Origin of the sequence: Streptococcus vicugnae (assembly GCF_016461705.1) — a bacterium.
GTDB classification, from domain to species: Bacteria; Bacillota; Bacilli; order Lactobacillales; family Streptococcaceae; genus Streptococcus; species Streptococcus vicugnae.
In genome coordinates, this window is the sequence record NZ_JAEMHW010000002.1 from 578,166 (window position 1) to 596,510 (window position 18,345).

The window sequence follows — 18,345 nt, forward strand, 5'->3', positions numbered from 1 at the left end:
AAGCGGTTTTAGAAAGTAAAAAATCAACGGCTTGCTAGTGAGAATAAGTAAAATTTGCTATAATAAATGTCATGACTAAATCAATTTTAAAAGAAGGCGAGCGTATTGATCAGCTCTTTTCGACAGACGTAAAAATTATTCAAAACAGAGATGTTTTTAGCTATTCTATCGACAGTGTCCTCTTGTCACGTTTCCCAAAAATTCCATCTCGTGGCTTGATTGTTGACCTTTGTTCTGGAAATGGTGCCGTAGGTCTTTTTGCAAGCACTCGTACCAAAGCACCAATTTTAGAAATTGAAATTCAAGAGCGACTTGCTGATATGGCAGAGCGTTCTATCCAGCTCAACCAGCTTAAAGACCAAGTCCAGATGATTAACGATGATTTAAAAAATCTGCTTAATCATGTCCCTCGAACTAGTGTTGACCTCATCCTTTGTAACCCGCCTTATTTCAAGGTTTCAGAGACTTCTAAGAAAAATGTGTCTGAACATTACCTTCTGGCTCGACATGAAATTACAACTAACCTTGAAGAAATCTGTGACATTGCACGACACGCTCTTAAATCAAATGGTCGTATCGCCATGGTTCACCGACCAGACCGTTTCTTAGATATCATTGATACCATGAGAAAATACAATCTTGCCCCAAAACGCATCCAATTTGTTTATCCAAAAATGGGAAAAGATGCCAATATGTTACTTATTGAAGCCATCAAAGATGGTTCAACTGACGGTCTAAAAATCCTTCCACCACTCTTTGTTCACAAAGAAAATGGCGAGTATACCGACGATATTTTTGAAATCTATTATGGAAAAAACGGAAAGAAAGACTAAAAAAGCTTATATGTATGTGGTTGAATGTTCTGACGGAACGCTTTATACAGGCTACACCACAGATATCCAGCACCGCATCAAAACTCATAATGCTGGTAAGGGAGCTAAATACACAAGAAGTCGCCTTCCAGTTAAACTCATCTATCAAGAAACCTTTGATAGCAAAGAAGCTGCCATGTCTGCAGAAAGTTATTTTAAACAAAAAACACGAAAGCAAAAATTAGAGTACATTGCCACACATACTGAATCTGACCAATCATAAAAGCACTTCAATCGAAGTGTTTTTAATTATAGTAAAAATCATAACAAAAGAAAGCCACTCTTGTGACTTTCCTTGTAAATACTTATCTTTCACCTTTATTTCGGATAACAAATCCAGGTTTCTTTTCACTTGATGTGCGGTGTGGGCGTTTGTTATCTTTATTTTGGAAATCACGTTTGTTTTTAGATGATGTGCGTTTGAAATCGCGGAATCCATTATCACGGTCATCACGTTTGCGATCACGACCGCCACGACGGTTATCACGTCCACGTCCATTGCCACGTCCACCTTTACGGTTATTGAATCCACCACCTGATGGTTTGAATGGTAATGGTTTTTCACGCGCAATTTCAACTTTTGGAAGAGTTTCAGGATCTTTAACAGTCAAGCTCAAGATGTATAAAGCCAACTCTTCTGGTGTGAATTCTGCAGCCAATTTAACCGCATCCCCTTTGAATTTATCAAAGTTATTACGGATAGTTTCATCCGCAAAATCACGTTCAATTTTCTTAAGGGCAACTTTTTTCTTCGCTTTAAATGCTTCATCAGCTGTAGCAGGTTTCAAACCTTTCATACGTTTCTTAGTCAATTTTTCAATGATTGACAAGTAACCCATTTCGTTTGGTGCAACAAAAGTAATCGATTGACCATGTTTACCTGCACGTCCAGTACGTCCAATACGGTGTACGTAGCTTTCTGGATCTTGTGGAATATCATAGTTATAAACGTGTGTCACCCCTGAAATATCAAGACCACGCGCTGCAACGTCAGTCGCAACCAAAATATCGATATTATCATTTTTGAAATCGCGTAGGACACGAAGACGTTTACCTTGATCAAGGTCACCGTGAATACCTTCTGCACGATAGCCACGCAATTTCAAACCACGTGTCAATTCATCCACACGACGTTTTGTACGTCCAAAAACAATTGACAATTCAGGTTGATCAACGTCCATAAGACGCGTCATTGTATCAAATTTATCTTGTTCTTTAACACGAATATAGTATTGATCGACAAGATCAGTAGTCAATTCTTTAGCAGCTACTTTTACGTGTTCAGGATTTTGCATAAATTTAACACCAATACGTTTGATAGCTTCAGGCATAGTAGCTGAGAAAAGAAGCGTTTGACGTGCTTCAGGTACACGACTGATAATAGCTTCGATATCTTCTAAGAATCCCATGTTAAGCATTTCATCTGCTTCATCAAGAATCAATGTTTCAACGTGTTCAAGTTTTAAAGCTTTACGTTTAATCAAATCAAGCAAACGACCTGGTGTCCCAACAACAATATGAGCACCTGAACGAATAGCTTTGATTTGTTTTTCAATGCTTGAACCGCCGTAAACTGAACGGACTTTAACACCTTTTTCACGACCAAAACGGAATAATTCTTCTTGACCTTGAACCGCTAATTCACGTGTTGGAGCGATAACCAAGGCTTGAACAAGATTACGACTTGTATCAATTTTATCCAAGGTTGGTAAACCAAAGGCAGCTGTTTTCCCTGTACCAGTTTGCGCTTGTCCGATAACATCCTTACCTTCCAATGCCAAAGGAATTGTTAATTCTTGGATTGGAGATGGCTCAACAAAGCCTGCTTTTTCAACAGCAGCAAGGATTGCTTCCGATAAGTTAAGTTCTGTAAATTTCAAATTTTTCTCTTTTCTAAAAGGCAGTGCGAAGCTGCCTTATTAAACTTTAGTTTCGTTGTTTAACAACTTAACTAGTGTAACACATTCTAAGTCAAAAAGATAGGAAACAGTTTCATTTATTATCATTAACACGTTTTCATAGTGTCAATTATTTGAATATTCTTTAAAAAAACTATTTGACTTTTTTTGAAGGATTTTTAAGTTTTCTTTAAGGCATAATAGCTATAATAGCAACATCCTAAAACTTTTCTTTTTCATAATCTCAAAAAAACAGCTCTGATTCGTCAGAGCTGTTTTTTTACACCCGTAACAATTATAAAAGGTCTGAGCAATGCTCAGACCTTTTATAATTACATTTTTTCTTCCAAATCAACATCTGGATATTTATCCGCAAACCAACGAAGTGCAAAGTCGTTTTCGAAAAGGAAAACGGGTTGGTCGAAACGGTCTTTAGCCAAGATATTACGGCTTGAAGACATGCGTTCATCAAGATCTTCTGGTTTAATCCAACGAACAGTCTTTTTACCCATTGGCGTCATGACAACTTCAGCGTTGTATTCATTTTCCATACGGTGTTTGAAAACTTCAAACTGCAATTGACCTACCGCACCAAGCATGTATTCGCCTGTTTGGTAGTTTTTGTACAATTGGATAGCCCCTTCTTGTACCAATTGTTCAATACCTTTATGAAATGATTTTTGTTTCATGACGTTTTTAGCGGCAACTTTCATGAACAATTCTGGCGTAAAGGTTGGCAGTGGTTCGAATTCAAATTTATTTTTACCAACTGTCAAAGTATCACCAACTTGGTATGTACCTGTATCGTAAACCCCGATAATATCACCAGCAACGGCGTTTTCAACATTTTCACGTGATTCAGCCATGAATTGTGTCACATTTGACAATTTCACTGATTTTTTCGTACGAGCCAAATTCACGCTCATACCACGTTCAAATTCACCTGAAACGATACGTACGAAAGCAATACGGTCACGGTGACGTGGGTCCATATTAGCCTGGATTTTAAAGACAAATCCTGAGAAGTCTTTGCCGTAAGGATCGATTTCATTACCTTCTGTTGTTTTGTGCCCATGAGGCTCTGGTGCGAATTGTAAGAAAGTATCTAGGAAAGTTTGCACACCAAAGTTTGTAAGGGCTGAACCGAAGAACACTGGTGTCAAATCACCAGACAAGATAGTTTCTTCTGAGAATTCATTTCCTGCTTCTTCTAGCAACTCAACATCTTCCAAAACTTGTTGGTAAAATGGGTTGTTAGCAAATAACTTGTCACCATCTTCAAGTGCTGCAAAACGTTCATCACCTTTGTAAAGTTCCAAACGTTTGTTGTACAAGTCGTAAAGCCCTTCAAATGATTTCCCCATACCAATTGGCCAGTTCATTGGGTAACTTGCAATACCAAGCACTTCTTCCAATTCTTCCAAAAGATCAAGCGGTTCACGACCATCACGGTCCAATTTATTGATGAAAGTGAAGACAGGAATATTACGGTGTTTTACAACTTCAAAGAGTTTTTTCGTTTGTGCTTCGATACCTTTGGCTGAATCGACAACCATGACTGCAGCGTCAACGGCCATAAGGGTACGATAAGTATCTTCAGAGAAGTCTTCGTGCCCCGGTGTATCAAGGATATTAACACGTTTACCAGCGTAATCAAATTGCATCACTGATGATGTAACAGAGATACCACGTTGTTTTTCGATATCCATCCAGTCAGATTTAGCAAAGTTCCCTGTTTTTTTACCTTTTACAGTACCGGCTTCACGAATTTCTCCACCAAAATAAAGTAATTGCTCTGTAATTGTCGTTTTACCAGCATCCGGGTGACTGATGATGGCAAAGGTACGACGTTTTTTAATGTCATCTTGAATTGTCATTTTATTTCCTTATTATAATTAAATTTCTTTGATAACGACTTTGTCCGTTTTTTTTATGAATGGCTACATTAAGCCACTCCTTTTGTGACGATACAAAAATAGAGTCATGGGACTCCATAACTCTATTATTATAACGAAAATTAGACGCTATTTCAATATTTCTCCTCTAGCTTATCACCAGAAACCGCAAAATAATTTAACAATAAGATACTACAGATTTCAATACTTGCTCCATAGTGTTCCATAGTATTAATAAAGAACGTCAATAAGAATAGTAAACTATGGAAAAGTGTGAATTTTTTTCCTTTTAACTGAATCATCAAAAGTAACGGATACATGCAAAAAAGAATAATACCTTGACGTAAAAGCGAATCAACGTAGAAACTATCATCGTACATCATACTTCCATTGATTTCTGTAAAAATTGGAATGTTTCTTGGCAACCAGTTCAAGCCAAATTGTTCAAGATAAGCATGACCAATACTAGTACGTCCAGTAAATAAATGATTTAATGTTACAAAGACAGGATTATCTGGAGTATAATATCTCGGCAAAGCAAGCCCAAGTCCAAACATTCCGATTACAATTGGCATGATAAGATATCCAGAAACTTTAACCTTTGATAGGATTGGTTTTAAGAAATAACACAAGATAATACCAAGTGCAATGAAAAATGATGTCCTTGAATCCGTCACCGAAAAGACAAGCAAAGCTGCTAACAACATGATTATCCCACCATCAAAGCGATAAGGCTTTCTAAGCAGTGAAAAATCATAAATTAGAGTAATGAAAAACATTCCAAGTGAATTTGGGTGCATAAATCCATATGAGTGTCGAATCAAATCCTTGCTTGAGCGATACATTGTCATATCAGAAATAATATGGCTATTATAAGCAAACAGTACTAAGATTGCTACAAGTATCTTAAAATAAAATAGTGCTGCCACTAAATTATCATCTTCCCTATCAACACTAACCGATAACAAAAAGAAGACAATCATACTTAAATCATCTATTGAGGTATCCAGATAGCCTATTGTCGGTAAAAGTAGCATAAAAGCTAGCGCAAAAATTCCAGCTAAGACTTTTTCGATTGATAAGCCTGTCCTACGCAAATTCCACAAATAGATAGCCCAACCACCTGTAATAGCTAAACTCGGTAAGAAAAGCGAGATAGCTGGTGGCAATGGATAACGTTTCAAAAACCAAGCTAGAAAAAGGACACAAAATTCTAAAAAATACAGTGCTCGATAAATGAGAAGCGAGTCTCCAGTTTCAGTCCTAAATACTTTCTTTACCATCTCCACCTCACTAGTTTTCCAATGCTTCTACAACTTTAGCGAGATGCATTGAATTACTTCCCTTCAGCAAGATTTGGTCAGCTGGTTGCAAGACTTTTTGAATCGTATCAAGCATGTCATCAAATTGATCTTCATCAGCTGTTTTCTTAAAGTAATAAACTTTACCGAGTGGGAACATTTGACTAGCAAGCTGTGCCAATTCTGCAATGTCTTCTCCGTAGAAAATAAGTGTGTCTAAAGTTTCAGGTGACAAGCTCATAATCATACGTTTGTGGAGTTCAACAGACTGTTCACCTAGTTCTTTCATATCAGCAAGAACAGCAATTTTCTTACCACCTTCATTGGCAGGAATTTTAGAAAATGTCTCCAAAATCAAACGCATGGCTGTTGGATTAGCGTTATATACATCTGATAGAATGTCAGCACCGTTAGCTGCTTTTTTCCATTCTGTGCGATTACGTGTTAACTCAATATTTTCTAGAGCTTCAACGATATCATCATCAGAAATTGCTAATAACTTACCGACATAAGCTGCTACCATAGCATTTGTAGCATTGTATTTTCCTGGTACAGGAAGGGTAATTGGACGATTAATAACATTTGTCGTAAACGTCAAAGAGTTTTTGCTTTCTTGTAAATCCTGGACAGAGATTTCTGCACCATCACCAAAACGAATAACCATTTGGCTTTCTGGCAAGTATGGATCAACAATTGGATCAGCCGGTGCAATCAAAATACCATCCGAATCCATTCCATCAACAATCTGAAGTTTACCTTCCGCGATTTTTTCGCGACTTCCGAAGAATTCTAAATGAGCTTCACCAATCAAAGTTACAACACCGATATGTGGTTTAGCAAGTTTTGACAAGAGATGAATATCTCCCATATGATCTTGTCCCATTTCAAGAACAATCTTTTCAGTGTCATCTGGCATATGAAGTGCTGTGTAAGGCAAACCAATTTCATTGTTATAGTTGCCTTGAGTTTTATATGTCTTGTATTCTGTTGATAAAACAGCAGCAATCATATCTTTCGTTGTTGTCTTACCATTTGAACCAGTGACTGCGATAACATCAACGCGTTGTTTTTCAAGATAGTAGCTAGCAAGAGCTTGAAAAGCTTCTAAGCAATCATCAACTAAAATATAAGGGTGACCTTCTACTTCGCGTTCTGAAAAAGTTGCAACTGCACCATTTTCAAAAGCTGTTTCAATAAAATCGTGCCCATCACGCGCCCCTTTTAAAGGCAAAAACAAATCGCCTTTTTCAATCTTACGACTGTCAAATTCAATTTGTCTCAGAGGAACGTCATCAAAATCCGAAATAGTGTTCTTTGCGCCAACCACCTTGGCGACTTCGTGTAAGTTAAGTTTCATTTTTTATTATCTCCATTATAAAAAGAGCCTTTTGGCTCTTCCTATTATATCACAAAATAAAGTGCTCTCAAGCATTTTCCTTACGGACCTTAGAATGATTCTTCCACCATGAAGACAAAATTGATCCAGAAATATTATGCCAAATTGAAAAAATCGTTGAGGGAATAGCTGCTTGTGGAACAAAATACTTCATTGCTAAAGTTGCCCCTAAGCTTGAGTCCTGCATTCCTACCTCAAATGTAATAGCTTTTTGTTGAGGTTCTTCCAAATGAAGAAGCTTTGAAAAGACAAAACCAAGCCCATAACCACAAAGATTGTGTAACATAACAACAGGAATAACTAAAGCTGTTGCTGTTGTAAAAATATTAGCATGATTTGCTGAGACAACCGCACCAATAATCAAAAGAATCGCTAGTTGTGAGATTAAAGGCATCAACTGAATAATGGCATTGATTTTTTTACCTAAAAGTGTATGAACCAACACCCCTAAAATGATTGGCACTACAACAATTCTTAAAGTTGAAAGAAAAAGACTTGCTGCTGGTACAGCAATAAATTGCCCTGCTAAAATCGATAACAATAAAGGAAGCATAATTGGCGCAAGAAGTGTTGAAAGGATTTCAATAGAAACATCCAAAGCAACATCTCCTCCAGCCAAAAAAGCCATCACACTAGAAGACGTTCCACTTGGACAAGATCCAACTAAAATGACCCCCGCTGCTGTTGCTCCTGTTAAATGAAAAATATGACATAAAAGCCAAGCTAAACTTGGCATAATAATATAATGTGCCACTGTACCTAGAATGACAGGAATTGGACGTTTAGAAATACGGATAAAATCTTCAGTCTGAAGTGTCAGCCCCATCCCAAAAAGAATAATTCCCAACAAATATGATGTATTAGGGATAACCCAGGTACTAGTCTGAGGTAAGAGATAATTAAAGAAAGCCCAAATAATAACAACCAAGGTAAACCATTTACTAAGTTGTTTTGAAAAATCAGTTAGTTTTTCCATCATTTTCTCCTTAACTAAAAAGCTTTTTATCAGCAAAGCCTTTGATTTTTACAGCTTCATTATACGACTAATTTCAGAATTTTCAATCTTTTTACGTAATCATTTTCATTTATTTTCCAGGTCATATTCAAAAGAATCTTTTTTGTGATACAATAAACCTGTAAGGAGATAAAACCTTACACAGAGTAGATGATTCGCGTTAAGTGTGTGTGAATGGGATGTCGTCACACAACGAAGCAATTTGCGCGGTGAATCGTTGCATCCGCTGTTATTTTTTAACAGCTCCAGTTTTATGTTTTAAAAAGGAGCAAACATGAAAAACATTTTTCAAACACCCAAACTCACCCCTAAGCGCTTAGTTAGTCTTGCTATGTTAATTGCGCTTGCTTTCATTGTCGGGAAATTCTCAATTCCCATCATTCCACAACAATTAGTGGTTAGTTTAACCTTTATTGTCAATACTATTATTGGAATGATTGCTTGTCCTATCTGGGGAGCTATCAGCCTTGCTATTCTTGATGTTGTCGATAACTTATCAAGTGGTGCTGGTAACTTTATCATTTGGTGGACTATCATGGAAGCTGTTCAGGGCTTTTTCTATGGTCTTTTCTTCTACGGAAAAGAAATCAGCTGGTCAAGTAAACACGATTGGCTTCACGTCACATTTGCCACACTCGTAACTATGCTGATTGGAACCTTTATCTTCACACCACTGCTTGTTCAAATATACTTTGGTGTGCCATTCTGGGCACAGTATCTTGCAGGACGTTGGCTCAAAATTTTTGAAATTCCACTACGTATTATCATTACTATGCTTGTCGTACCAAAACTACAGAAAATTCCAGAATTGCGCAAGCTTGCAAATCTATAAACAAAAAATCTCAGAGAGTTATCCCATCTCTGAGGTTATTTTTGTACAGTAAAAAAGCACCTAACGGTGCTTCTTTTTTAGATCAAGTGGCTTTCGCGTTTTTCAAACATTTCTTTAGCCAACTCAACTAATTTTTCAATCAAATCAGAATAAGCAAGTCCCATGTTTTCCCATAGAAGTGGATACATTGACCATTGTGTGAAACCAGGCATTGTATTCAATTCGTTAAGGTAAACATTACCTTCTTCAGTCAAGAAGAAATCGCAGCGTGACAATCCGCATCCGCCGATAGCACGAAAAGCTGTTGTTGCATAACCACGCATTTCTTCCATAATGTCGCTATCGATATGTGCTGGAATATCCATAGTAATTTTATTATCGATGTATTTAGCATCGTAATCATAGAAAGCAACGTCTTTAACAACTTCACCAGGCAATGTTGTTTTCACATCAGCATTTCCTAAAATACCAACTTCGATTTCACGCGCATTGACACCAGTTTCAATAAGAATACGGCTATCATATTTAAGGGCAAAATCAATAGCAGTGCGAAGAGCTGCTTCGTCTTCAGCTTTTGAAATACCTACTGAAGAACCCATGTTAGCTGGTTTAACAAAGACTGGATAAGTCAATTTTTCATTTACTTCAGCAACCGCTTTTTCAAGATCAGCCCCTTCAACATAAGTCACGTAAGCAACAAGTGGTACACCTGCAGACTCAAGAACGTGTTTTGTTGAAATTTTATCCATGGCAACACTTGATGACAAGATGTTAGTTCCAACGTAAGGCATTTTAAGAATTTCAAGGAAGCCTTGGATTGAACCGTCTTCTCCCATTGGTCCATGAAGAACAGGGAAAACAACTGCTCCTTCTTCATAAATATCACTTGGTTTAATTTTTTGACTTTCAACAACTGTGTCGTTAGTCATCAATTTTTCATCATCAGCTGGTTTACTTGAAAATTCTTGTGTTTTGATAAAATCACCAGATTTTGTGATGAAGTAAGTTTTCACAAAGAATTTGTCATAATTAATCGCACGCATGACACTTTCAGCTGATAATACAGATACTTCACGCTCCGCAGAACGTCCACCATAAAGTAAAACAAGCGTTTCTTTTGCCATAAACTTTAATTACCTGAACAGAAAAAAGGTACCAAGTCTTAATACACTTAATAACATTTTTCATCGAACCAAGAAGCTTTACAAAACAAGCCAAATCTTAGTTCAAGTTCAATTCCTTTTCTATTACAATTTCCTAATTATCATACCACAAAAGAAGCCGTCTTTCAAACTCCTACAGCCATAAGATGGAAGATAATATAACAAAGAAAAGAAAGAAATTTTTTAGTCATCATAAGGAAAATAGTGTTCAGTTTTTGATTGAAACTCTGAAAGTTTGATAATCTTTTTATCTTCATCAAAATCTGCTATGGTTACACCATCAAAATTATCTATACCTCCTTCATAACAACATTTAAAATACCACTCAACTACTATTGATTTATCATTTTCAATAATACGTTTTATTGTCCACTCCAAAACTTTTCCTTTATTATTCCAATTTTCAAACCAAGTTATAATCTGTGATAACCCATGATACTCTGGTCCATAACTTTCAGAATACACCGCTTGTTCTGCAAAAACATCTTTAAGTACCTCAGCATCATTATCTAGCCAAGACTGAAAATATGCCATTATAATCTCTTTCATAAAGTACGCTCCAATTGTATTGATTGTTTTACTTTATTGTATAACGACTATCCAATAAGTTCAATGACAAGCAAAAAGCAGCCTTCCGCTGCTTTTCTTACATTCTACAATTCTGTTCGGTTTTCAATAGCACGAAGTAGGGTAACTTCGTCAGCATATTCGATATCAGAACCAACGGCAAGCCCACGCGCTAAGCGTGTCACTTTGATTCCAGCTGGTTTTAGAACACGTGAGATGTACATTGATGTCGCTTCACCATCTGCTGTTGCATTGGTTGCAATAATCACTTCGTTGACTTCACTATCCATTAAACGTGTAATCAATGATTTCAAATTAATATCATCTGGTCCGACACCATTCATTGGTGAAATCAAACCATGTAAAACATGATACAAACCATGATATTCTTGAATTTTTTCCATGGCTGAAACATCTTTGGAATCTTCGACAACTAAAATAACAGAACGATCGCGAGTCTGATCTGTACAAATGCTGCACGGATCTTCATCTGTTAAATTACCACAAACAGAACAATATGTTAATTCACGTTTAGCAGCCAATAAATTCTTGGCAAATTCATTTACCTCTTCGTCTGACATTCCAATAGTATAGAAAGCTAAACGGGTAGCTGTTTTAATCCCAATTCCTGGTAATTTTGTAAAACTATCAATTAACTTTGCAATTGGTGTTGGGTAGAGCATAGCCTCTCCTTTCCTCTGATAAAGCCGCGAGTCGACTTTTTGCCGACTCGAACTTTGTTATTATTTATTAGCGTAAGTTGACATATACAAGTTAATAATGTCACGTGCAATTAATTGGTTAGGGTGATTATCGTCACTTGTTAAGTGCGGAATAATAACCGCAACTGCAATTTTTGAATCATTATTTTTTGAGTAATCATAAGCAAGAACACTCAAATTGACAGTTGTCACAGCATTGCCATTGTCATCAGGGGCATATGTTTCGGCAGTCCCTGTCTTACCGGCAATCGTAACATTTCCTCTCATATGAGTACCAGTTGCATAACCACTTGTACTATTAACTACTTGGTAGAAACCTTGTTGAAGCAGAGCCATATCGCTACTTGAAATGTTCACCTTGTTCAAAACATTTGTCTCAATTGTCTTAGATAAAGTTCCAAGCCCTGTCGTTCCATCATTATCGTAAATACTATCAACGATATGCGGTGCTACACGATTACCACCATTTGCCACAGTAGCTGCGTATTGAGCCAGTTGCATTGGTGTATAAGAATCGTACTGACCGAACGCTTCTGTTAAGACATTACCTGGACTATAATCATCTGATAGGTAACCAGTAGTTGTTTCTGGAAGATCGATGCCAGTGCTTGTACCCATACCATATTCAGCATAGGTTGCACGAAGTTGTTCCATAGCTTCTTTTGTACCACTTGTTGCAAGTGCCATACCTGAATAATATTCTTGGCCCATCATCTTAAGAGCAACTTGAACCATATAGGTATTTGAAGAGTACTCAAGGGCTTGAACAGCTGTGATGTTTGTCGCACCATTTCCTGTGAACCATGATTTAATAGATGGTGAACCAGCAAGGTTAATTGATTGGTCAGCAATCACTTGGTTACCAGAAATAGCGTTATTTTCCCATCCAGAACTAATAGTCGCCGCTTTGACAACTGACCCTGGAACAAAGTTATCGTTAATCGTACCAAGAGCATCTAGCGTCGTTGTTGATGAACCAGTGTCATGCGACAAACCAGCCATCGCTAAAATAGCTCCTGTTTGAGGATTCAATGCAACAGCATAGGCACCTTCTGAATAAGTAGCAAAGCCTGCTGCAATAGATGCTCCATAATACTGATTTAAGATATTTTCAACACCAGTTTGAAAATCTGAATTAACGGTCAACTTCAAGTTCTTACCAGCTTTACCTTCGCTAGTAACGTTATCTGAAATGACATTACCATTTTTATCAGTTGTGATTTCACGAACAGTATGTGTACCTTGTAAATCATCTTCGTAGGCTTTTTCAAGATAAGATGTTCCAACTCGGTCATTCATTGAATAACCTTTAGCAAGATACTCTTCTGCTTCTTCAGCTGGTAAACCAGATTGTTTTGATGATACCGTACCGATAAGGGTTGAAAGCGAACCTGTTGATGTTTGACGATCCCAGTCAGTAGCAATAGAAATCCCTGATAATTTTGAACGATTTGCAGTGATGTATGCAATTTGTTCATCTGTTAAATCACCAGTTGTTAAATTAACCGTACTAAAAGTTGAGGCAGCATTCATTTGACTAAAAATATAAACCAACTTCAACTCATCTTCAGAATAATTAATCTCATCATCTGTTACTGCTTTAACAGCGTTAGCATAAACTTTAGATTCGGTTAAATTATTCCCATAATTATCATATTTTTGATTATCAGGAAGACTCTTAACAACTTTAGCATAAGTGTCTGAATCAGCCAAATAATAATCTTTTTTCTGACGTGTTGTCACATTAGTTTCTGTAAAATCAACCAGTGTTGATAGGGTTCTTGCTAAGTTCTTCATTTCCTCAGCAGTGATTGTATTACTACGTGTAAAGGCAACAACCTGCTTAACATTATTAGAGACTAATAAATTTCCTGCAGCATCAAAAATTTGCCCACGGGGACTTGATGACGTCACTTTATAGGTCGTTGATGAATTTAACTTATCATCATAAAAAGATTTATTTAAAATTTGCATCTGCGCTAATCTTAAAATAATAATTGAAAATAAGACAACGATAACCGCAAAAATCAAGTAAATTCGTTTTGTGATACTGGTTGTTTTTTTGGCAATTTTAATCTTGCTCAATCTCTTCTTAACTGACATTCTTTCCTCACAATTAAAAGCTTCGTTTTATATTTTATCACAATTTACTTAAAAGAGAGTGACACAAAATGTAAAACTTTCACTTTTTTACATAGTATTTTTTCAAGAAAATTTGCAAGAAAAATTGAGTCATTTTAAGCAAAAAAAAGGAGGAAGTTTATTCCTCCACCATATTATTTTGCGTCAACTGAAAAATCAACGCCAACTTTATCACGCAAGAATTTCCAAAGGAAATAAGCAATGTAAAAATCAATGCATCCATGAACAAGAGAGCCTAAGCCAATCAAGCCTACCAAAGACCAAATATAGGCTGTTCCTGTGTGAGCTCCTGCCGTTAAAACAAGAACAACGATAAACTCTGCTAAACCATGCAAGATATTTAAGAAAACAGCTAATCCAAATGTCAAAGCTGGTTTTTCAAGCAAAGCTGGACGTTTTTTAATCATCACAGCACCTACAACCGCAAAGAGTAAATGCGATACTGCGCGCAATACAATAACAATTGGAAAACCTGCTAACAAGAAACCTAGACTTGTTCCCAAAGCAACTAAAACAGCTACTTGCGGTGAGATAAACATAGCCATAAAGACCGGCACGTGACTAGCCAAGGTAAACGAAGCTGGACCGATGACAACCTTAACTGGCATAACCATTGGAATTAAAATCCCAAAGGCAACTAAAATAGCTGTAAATGCAAGAGACTTAGTTTGATGACGTCTCATATGACAACTCCTTTTATATTTGTATATGATAATACCTGAATGATCCCCAATTATCACTCAGGAATTGACGATAGTTTTAATCAATTAACTAACAGGCAATACACACGTTTTTTTGAAAGTAGCTAACTAATCTTGCTTATTATAAAGAAAAAAAGAACAGGTGTCAAGACACCTGTAGCTATTTTAGTTTGATTTTAAAAGCAAACCTTTATCAGATAAGATAGACTTGATGTCCTCAAATTCATCTTTTGAATGACATGATAGAGTGTGAGTATGAATCCCATCAGTTAAAGATGAGAGAAGCGTTGCATTTGAATGCTCAACCTTATCCATAAAATTATCAATATCTTCTTTGCTTTTGATATTAAGCGGTGCTGTTAACATCCCATAAACTGGGTGTTCAACTTCCACATCAACCATAATGCCACCTTTAGAAACAACACAATCCAACTCTTCTTTCGTTCTATCCGGACCATGTTGACAAGCAATTTTTCCAATAAATTGATGCGAATAAAGTGCTTGTGACAAAACGTAACCTTTTGGTGTAGAAATAACATCATGATTAGCTGCTCTCAAAAGAGCTACATCTCCAACAATAATTTGACGACTTACACCAAGTTGGCTTGCTAAAGTACTAGCTGAAATGGGAACTTGTGTCTGACTCAAAATATCAATAATTTTTTGACGACGCTCTGCTGCTTTCATAAAAGCCCCCTTTACAAAATATATTACTTACTACTAATCATACCATAAAAACAAGAAAATATAGAAGAGTTATCCCTTAAATTTCCTAGTCACTCTAACTCCTAGCCAAAAAAGGTAACAAATTCAAAAAAAGCACCCTAGGAGTTAGCCTAGAATGCTTTTATATCAAGGGTTTTAAGCCTTATAATCTTATATCAGATTATTTACCCAAGAAGTATTCGTCAGTAACGTTCAATTTTTCGTCAAATTCGAATACAAGTGGTGGGAAGTTAGGGATTTCAACATCCATAATTTCGTCATCTGACAATTGTTTGATGTGTTTTACAAGAGCGCGGATTGAGTTACCGTGTGCACCTACAAAGACGTTTTTACCATCTTTAAGAGCTGGAGCAATTTTATCTTCCCAGAATGGAAGTGCGCGTTCCAAAGTAACTTTCAAGTTTTCTGCATCTGGAACAACTTTGTCATCAAGGTTAGCGTAACGACGGTCAGTGTGTGCTGAGTATTGATCGTCTTTAGCCATAGCTGGTGGCAATACATCGTATGAACGACGCCAGATGTGAACTTGTTCGTCACCCCATTTTTCAGCAGCTTCAGCTTTGTTTTGACCAGTCAAACCACCGTAGTGACGTTCGTTCAAGCGCCATGATTTTTCAACTGGAACCCAAAGTTGGTCAGAAGCTTCAAGAGCAAGGTTAGTTGTTTTGATAGCACGTTTAAGAACTGAAGTGAAAGCAACATCGAATTCGATTCCTGCTTCTTTGATCAATTTACCAGCTTCAGTAGCTTGTTTAGTACCTTCTTCTGTAAGGTCAACGTCAGCCCAACCAGTGAAAAGGTTAGCTTTGTTCCATTCAGATTGCCCGTGACGTGCAAACACTAATTTTACCATTAGATAAAGTCTCCTTTTAAGTAATACAAGGGCTATTAACACACAGCGAAAAATAGATAGTAATCTTACTAATTGACAAACAACCAGAGAAGTTAGACTATTTTTGGCTCAGCATTTTAGCCAACTTAATTTATTACGACCAGATAAAGTCGCTTACCCTTACTATTCTACCCAAAAAGCTCTAAAAAAGCTAGTATAATTGCTAATTTTCTGTAAAAGAGTCTGACATCCTTGAACAGTCACTAACAGAACTTTGAAAAGCAATAAAAAATGGCATGGCAACCATTTGAAACTCAAAATCGTGCCATACCACCCCACTCTCTAAAAGAAAATGGTAGCTTTCTATATGATTAAGGCTATTATAGTTCAAAAAAATTTCTATGTCAATTTCATTGTTCGCATAGCATTTAGTGTTGCAAGAACTGTTACACCAACATCAGCAAAGATGGCAAGCCACATATTAGCTAAACCAAGAGTGGCCAAAATCAAAACTAAAACTTTAACTCCGATTGAAAAGATAATATTTTCTCTAGCGATAGTAATTGTCTTGCGGGCAATTTTAATTGCTTGAGCAATTTTTGATAATTGGTCGTTCATGACAACAACATCTGCTGCTTCAATCGCAACATCACTACCAAGACCACCCATGGCAATACCAACATCAGCTCGAGCTAAAACCGGTGCATCGTTAATTCCATCCCCGACGAATCCAACTGTTAATCTAGGATTCTTTTGTGCTAGGTAGTTTTCTAACTCTGTAACTTTATCTCCTGGAAGAAGCTCTGCTTTATAATCTGTCATTGCTAGCTCATCAGCAATTTTTTGAGCTACTTCGTGACGGTCACCTGTTAGCATAACTAGTTGTTTAACACCAGCTTTTCGAAGTTCTTGCAAAGCTTGCTTAGTATCAGATTTGATGCAATCTGAAATCACAATATGTCCGGCATAATTTCCATCAATAGCTACATGAACAATAGTTCCAACTTTATGACATGGTTTCCAATCAGCTCCCAAACTTTCCATAAATTTAGTATTACCGACAGCAACATCATGCCCATTAACTTTTGCGCTGATACCATAGCCAGATTTTTCAGTCACATCAGTAATTGAACAATCATCTGCTTCTTTTTCGTAAGCTTCACGAAGAGATTGAGCAATTGGGTGGCTCGAAAAACGTTCCACATGACTTGCCAAATGCAGCAAATGTTCTTCTTTAACATCAGTAGAGTGAAGAGCAGTTACTTCAAAAACACCTTCTGTCAAAGTTCCTGTTTTATCAAAAAACAATGTTTCTAGAGAAGCCAAACTTTCAAGATAATTTGACCCTTTAATCAAAACACCCGCTTTCGAACTTGCTCCTAAACCTCCAAAGAAGCTAAGCGGAATCGAAATCACTAATGCACAAGGGCATGAAATAACAAGGAAAGTAAGCGCACGACTCAGCCATTCTGGGAAATTAGCAAGAAAATCTCCAGATACCAGCGGTGGTATAAAGGCTAAAATCAAAGCTGCAATTACTACTGTTGGTGTGTAGACTTCTGCGAATTTTGTCATGAAACGTTCGCTCTTAGATTTGTTTGCCGTTGAATTTTCCAGTAAATCCAAAATTTTACTTAAGGTTGAATTTTCAACAGAATGCAGGACCTTAACACGAATTACTCCTGTCATGTTAATCATCCCTGACAAAACTTGATCTCCTACCTGAACACTTTGAGGCAAACTTTCACCTGTCAAAGCTGCTGTATCCACTGAAGATTCTCCAGAAATCAAAACCCCATCAACAGCAACCTTTTCACCAGGTTTAATGACAATCACTTGCCCTTCTTTCAAATTTTTAGGATCAACATCAATAGTTTGACCCTCTTCTTCTAAATGAACAAGGTCTGGTCGCAAATCTAGCAATTCTGAAATGGATTTTTCACTATTACCTTCTGCAATGTGTTCAAAAAATTCACCTACTTGATAGAAAATCATCACAAACACAGCCTCGGCAAACTCAGCTTCACCAGTCATAAAACTAAGGGCAAATGCCCCAAGTGTCGCTAATGACATCAGAAAATGTTCGCTAAAGACTTTTCCCTGACTTATTTTTAGCAAGGCTTTTTTCAAAACATCATAACCAGCCATTAAAAATGGAATAGCGTATAACAAAGCTTGAACTACCAAACCAATGTGATTTAGCTTAACCACAGCAAAAACAATAATAAACGTCAGCGTTGCTAACAAAATTCTAAAAAGCTTCTTTTTATGTTTACCTGACAC

16 protein-coding genes and 1 riboswitch are annotated in these 18,345 nt (G+C 36.9%); of the genes, 3 read left to right on the plus strand and 13 right to left on the minus strand.

What is annotated here, in order from left to right:
• Positions 1-71: 71 nt before the first annotated feature.
• A complete protein-coding gene (locus JG537_RS06375) occupies positions 72-833 on the plus strand; it encodes a tRNA1(Val) (adenine(37)-N6)-methyltransferase (RefSeq protein ID WP_199544405.1) in 762 nt (253 codons plus the stop codon).
• Positions 808-1,095 (plus strand): GIY-YIG nuclease family protein, encoded by a 288-nt coding sequence (locus JG537_RS06380; protein ID WP_199544407.1) that lies wholly within the window; start codon positions 808-810, stop codon positions 1,093-1,095. Before JG537_RS06375 ends, JG537_RS06380 begins: the two co-directional genes overlap by 26 nt.
• Before the next feature lie 82 nt (positions 1,096-1,177).
• Here JG537_RS06380 and cshA read toward each other — a convergent pair whose 3' ends face one another.
• The 5 genes from cshA to JG537_RS06405 form a co-directional block, all read right to left on the minus strand.
• On the minus strand, positions 1,178-2,752 hold the full coding sequence (gene cshA / locus JG537_RS06385; RefSeq protein WP_199544409.1) for a degradosome RNA helicase CshA: 1,575 nt from the start codon (positions 2,750-2,752) through the stop codon (positions 1,178-1,180).
• A gap of 350 nt (positions 2,753-3,102) precedes the next feature.
• Positions 3,103-4,647 (minus strand): peptide chain release factor 3, encoded by a 1,545-nt coding sequence (locus JG537_RS06390; protein ID WP_199544411.1) that lies wholly within the window; start codon positions 4,645-4,647, stop codon positions 3,103-3,105.
• Positions 4,648-4,799: 152 nt separating this feature from the next.
• A complete protein-coding gene (locus tag JG537_RS09765) occupies positions 4,800-5,948 on the minus strand; it encodes a polymerase (protein WP_246454333.1) in 1,149 nt (382 codons plus the stop codon).
• Between the two features lie 10 nt (positions 5,949-5,958).
• Positions 5,959-7,323, minus strand: coding sequence for a UDP-N-acetylmuramoyl-tripeptide--D-alanyl-D-alanine ligase (locus JG537_RS06400; protein WP_199544413.1), 1,365 nt, complete (start codon positions 7,321-7,323; stop codon positions 5,959-5,961).
• A 67-nt stretch (positions 7,324-7,390) separates the two neighbouring features.
• The gene (locus tag JG537_RS06405; RefSeq protein WP_199544415.1) at positions 7,391-8,338 is read right to left on the minus strand and encodes a bile acid:sodium symporter family protein; all 948 of its coding nucleotides are present in this window, start codon (positions 8,336-8,338) and stop codon (positions 7,391-7,393) included.
• A gap of 179 nt (positions 8,339-8,517) precedes the next feature.
• Positions 8,518-8,608: riboswitch (THF riboswitch) on the plus strand.
• Positions 8,609-8,651: 43 nt separating this feature from the next.
• Between JG537_RS06405 and JG537_RS06410 the strand changes: the two genes are divergently transcribed.
• Entirely contained in the window at positions 8,652-9,209 is a 558-nt protein-coding gene (locus JG537_RS06410) for a folate family ECF transporter S component (RefSeq protein ID WP_132869376.1), read from the plus strand.
• 77 nt (positions 9,210-9,286) lie between these two features.
• Here JG537_RS06410 and JG537_RS06415 read toward each other — a convergent pair whose 3' ends face one another.
• The 8 genes from JG537_RS06415 to JG537_RS06450 form a co-directional block, all read right to left on the minus strand.
• Positions 9,287-10,333: a D-alanine--D-alanine ligase gene (locus JG537_RS06415; RefSeq protein ID WP_132869375.1), complete on the minus strand. Its 1,047-nt coding sequence runs from the start codon at positions 10,331-10,333 to the stop codon at positions 9,287-9,289.
• Positions 10,334-10,555: 222 nt separating this feature from the next.
• A complete protein-coding gene (locus JG537_RS06420) occupies positions 10,556-10,921 on the minus strand; it encodes a nuclear transport factor 2 family protein (protein WP_199544416.1) in 366 nt (121 codons plus the stop codon).
• Positions 10,922-11,025: 104 nt separating this feature from the next.
• Positions 11,026-11,622 (minus strand): recombination mediator RecR, encoded by a 597-nt coding sequence (gene recR, locus JG537_RS06425; RefSeq protein ID WP_132869374.1) that lies wholly within the window; start codon positions 11,620-11,622, stop codon positions 11,026-11,028.
• Between the two features lie 60 nt (positions 11,623-11,682).
• Positions 11,683-13,764, minus strand: coding sequence for a penicillin-binding protein PBP2B (gene pbp2b / locus JG537_RS06430; RefSeq protein WP_199544419.1), 2,082 nt, complete (start codon positions 13,762-13,764; stop codon positions 11,683-11,685).
• A gap of 173 nt (positions 13,765-13,937) precedes the next feature.
• On the minus strand, positions 13,938-14,486 hold the full coding sequence (locus JG537_RS06435) for a hypothetical protein (RefSeq protein ID WP_132869991.1): 549 nt from the start codon (positions 14,484-14,486) through the stop codon (positions 13,938-13,940).
• 183 nt (positions 14,487-14,669) lie between these two features.
• Complete coding sequence (locus tag JG537_RS06440) at positions 14,670-15,191, minus strand: transcription repressor NadR (protein ID WP_132869992.1); 522 nt, start codon at positions 15,189-15,191, stop codon at positions 14,670-14,672.
• A 199-nt stretch (positions 15,192-15,390) separates the two neighbouring features.
• Positions 15,391-16,083 (minus strand): phosphoglycerate mutase, encoded by a 693-nt coding sequence (locus JG537_RS06445; protein ID WP_020916409.1) that lies wholly within the window; start codon positions 16,081-16,083, stop codon positions 15,391-15,393.
• Between the two features lie 378 nt (positions 16,084-16,461).
• Positions 16,462-18,345, minus strand: coding sequence for a heavy metal translocating P-type ATPase (locus JG537_RS06450; RefSeq protein ID WP_199544421.1), 1,884 nt, complete (start codon positions 18,343-18,345; stop codon positions 16,462-16,464).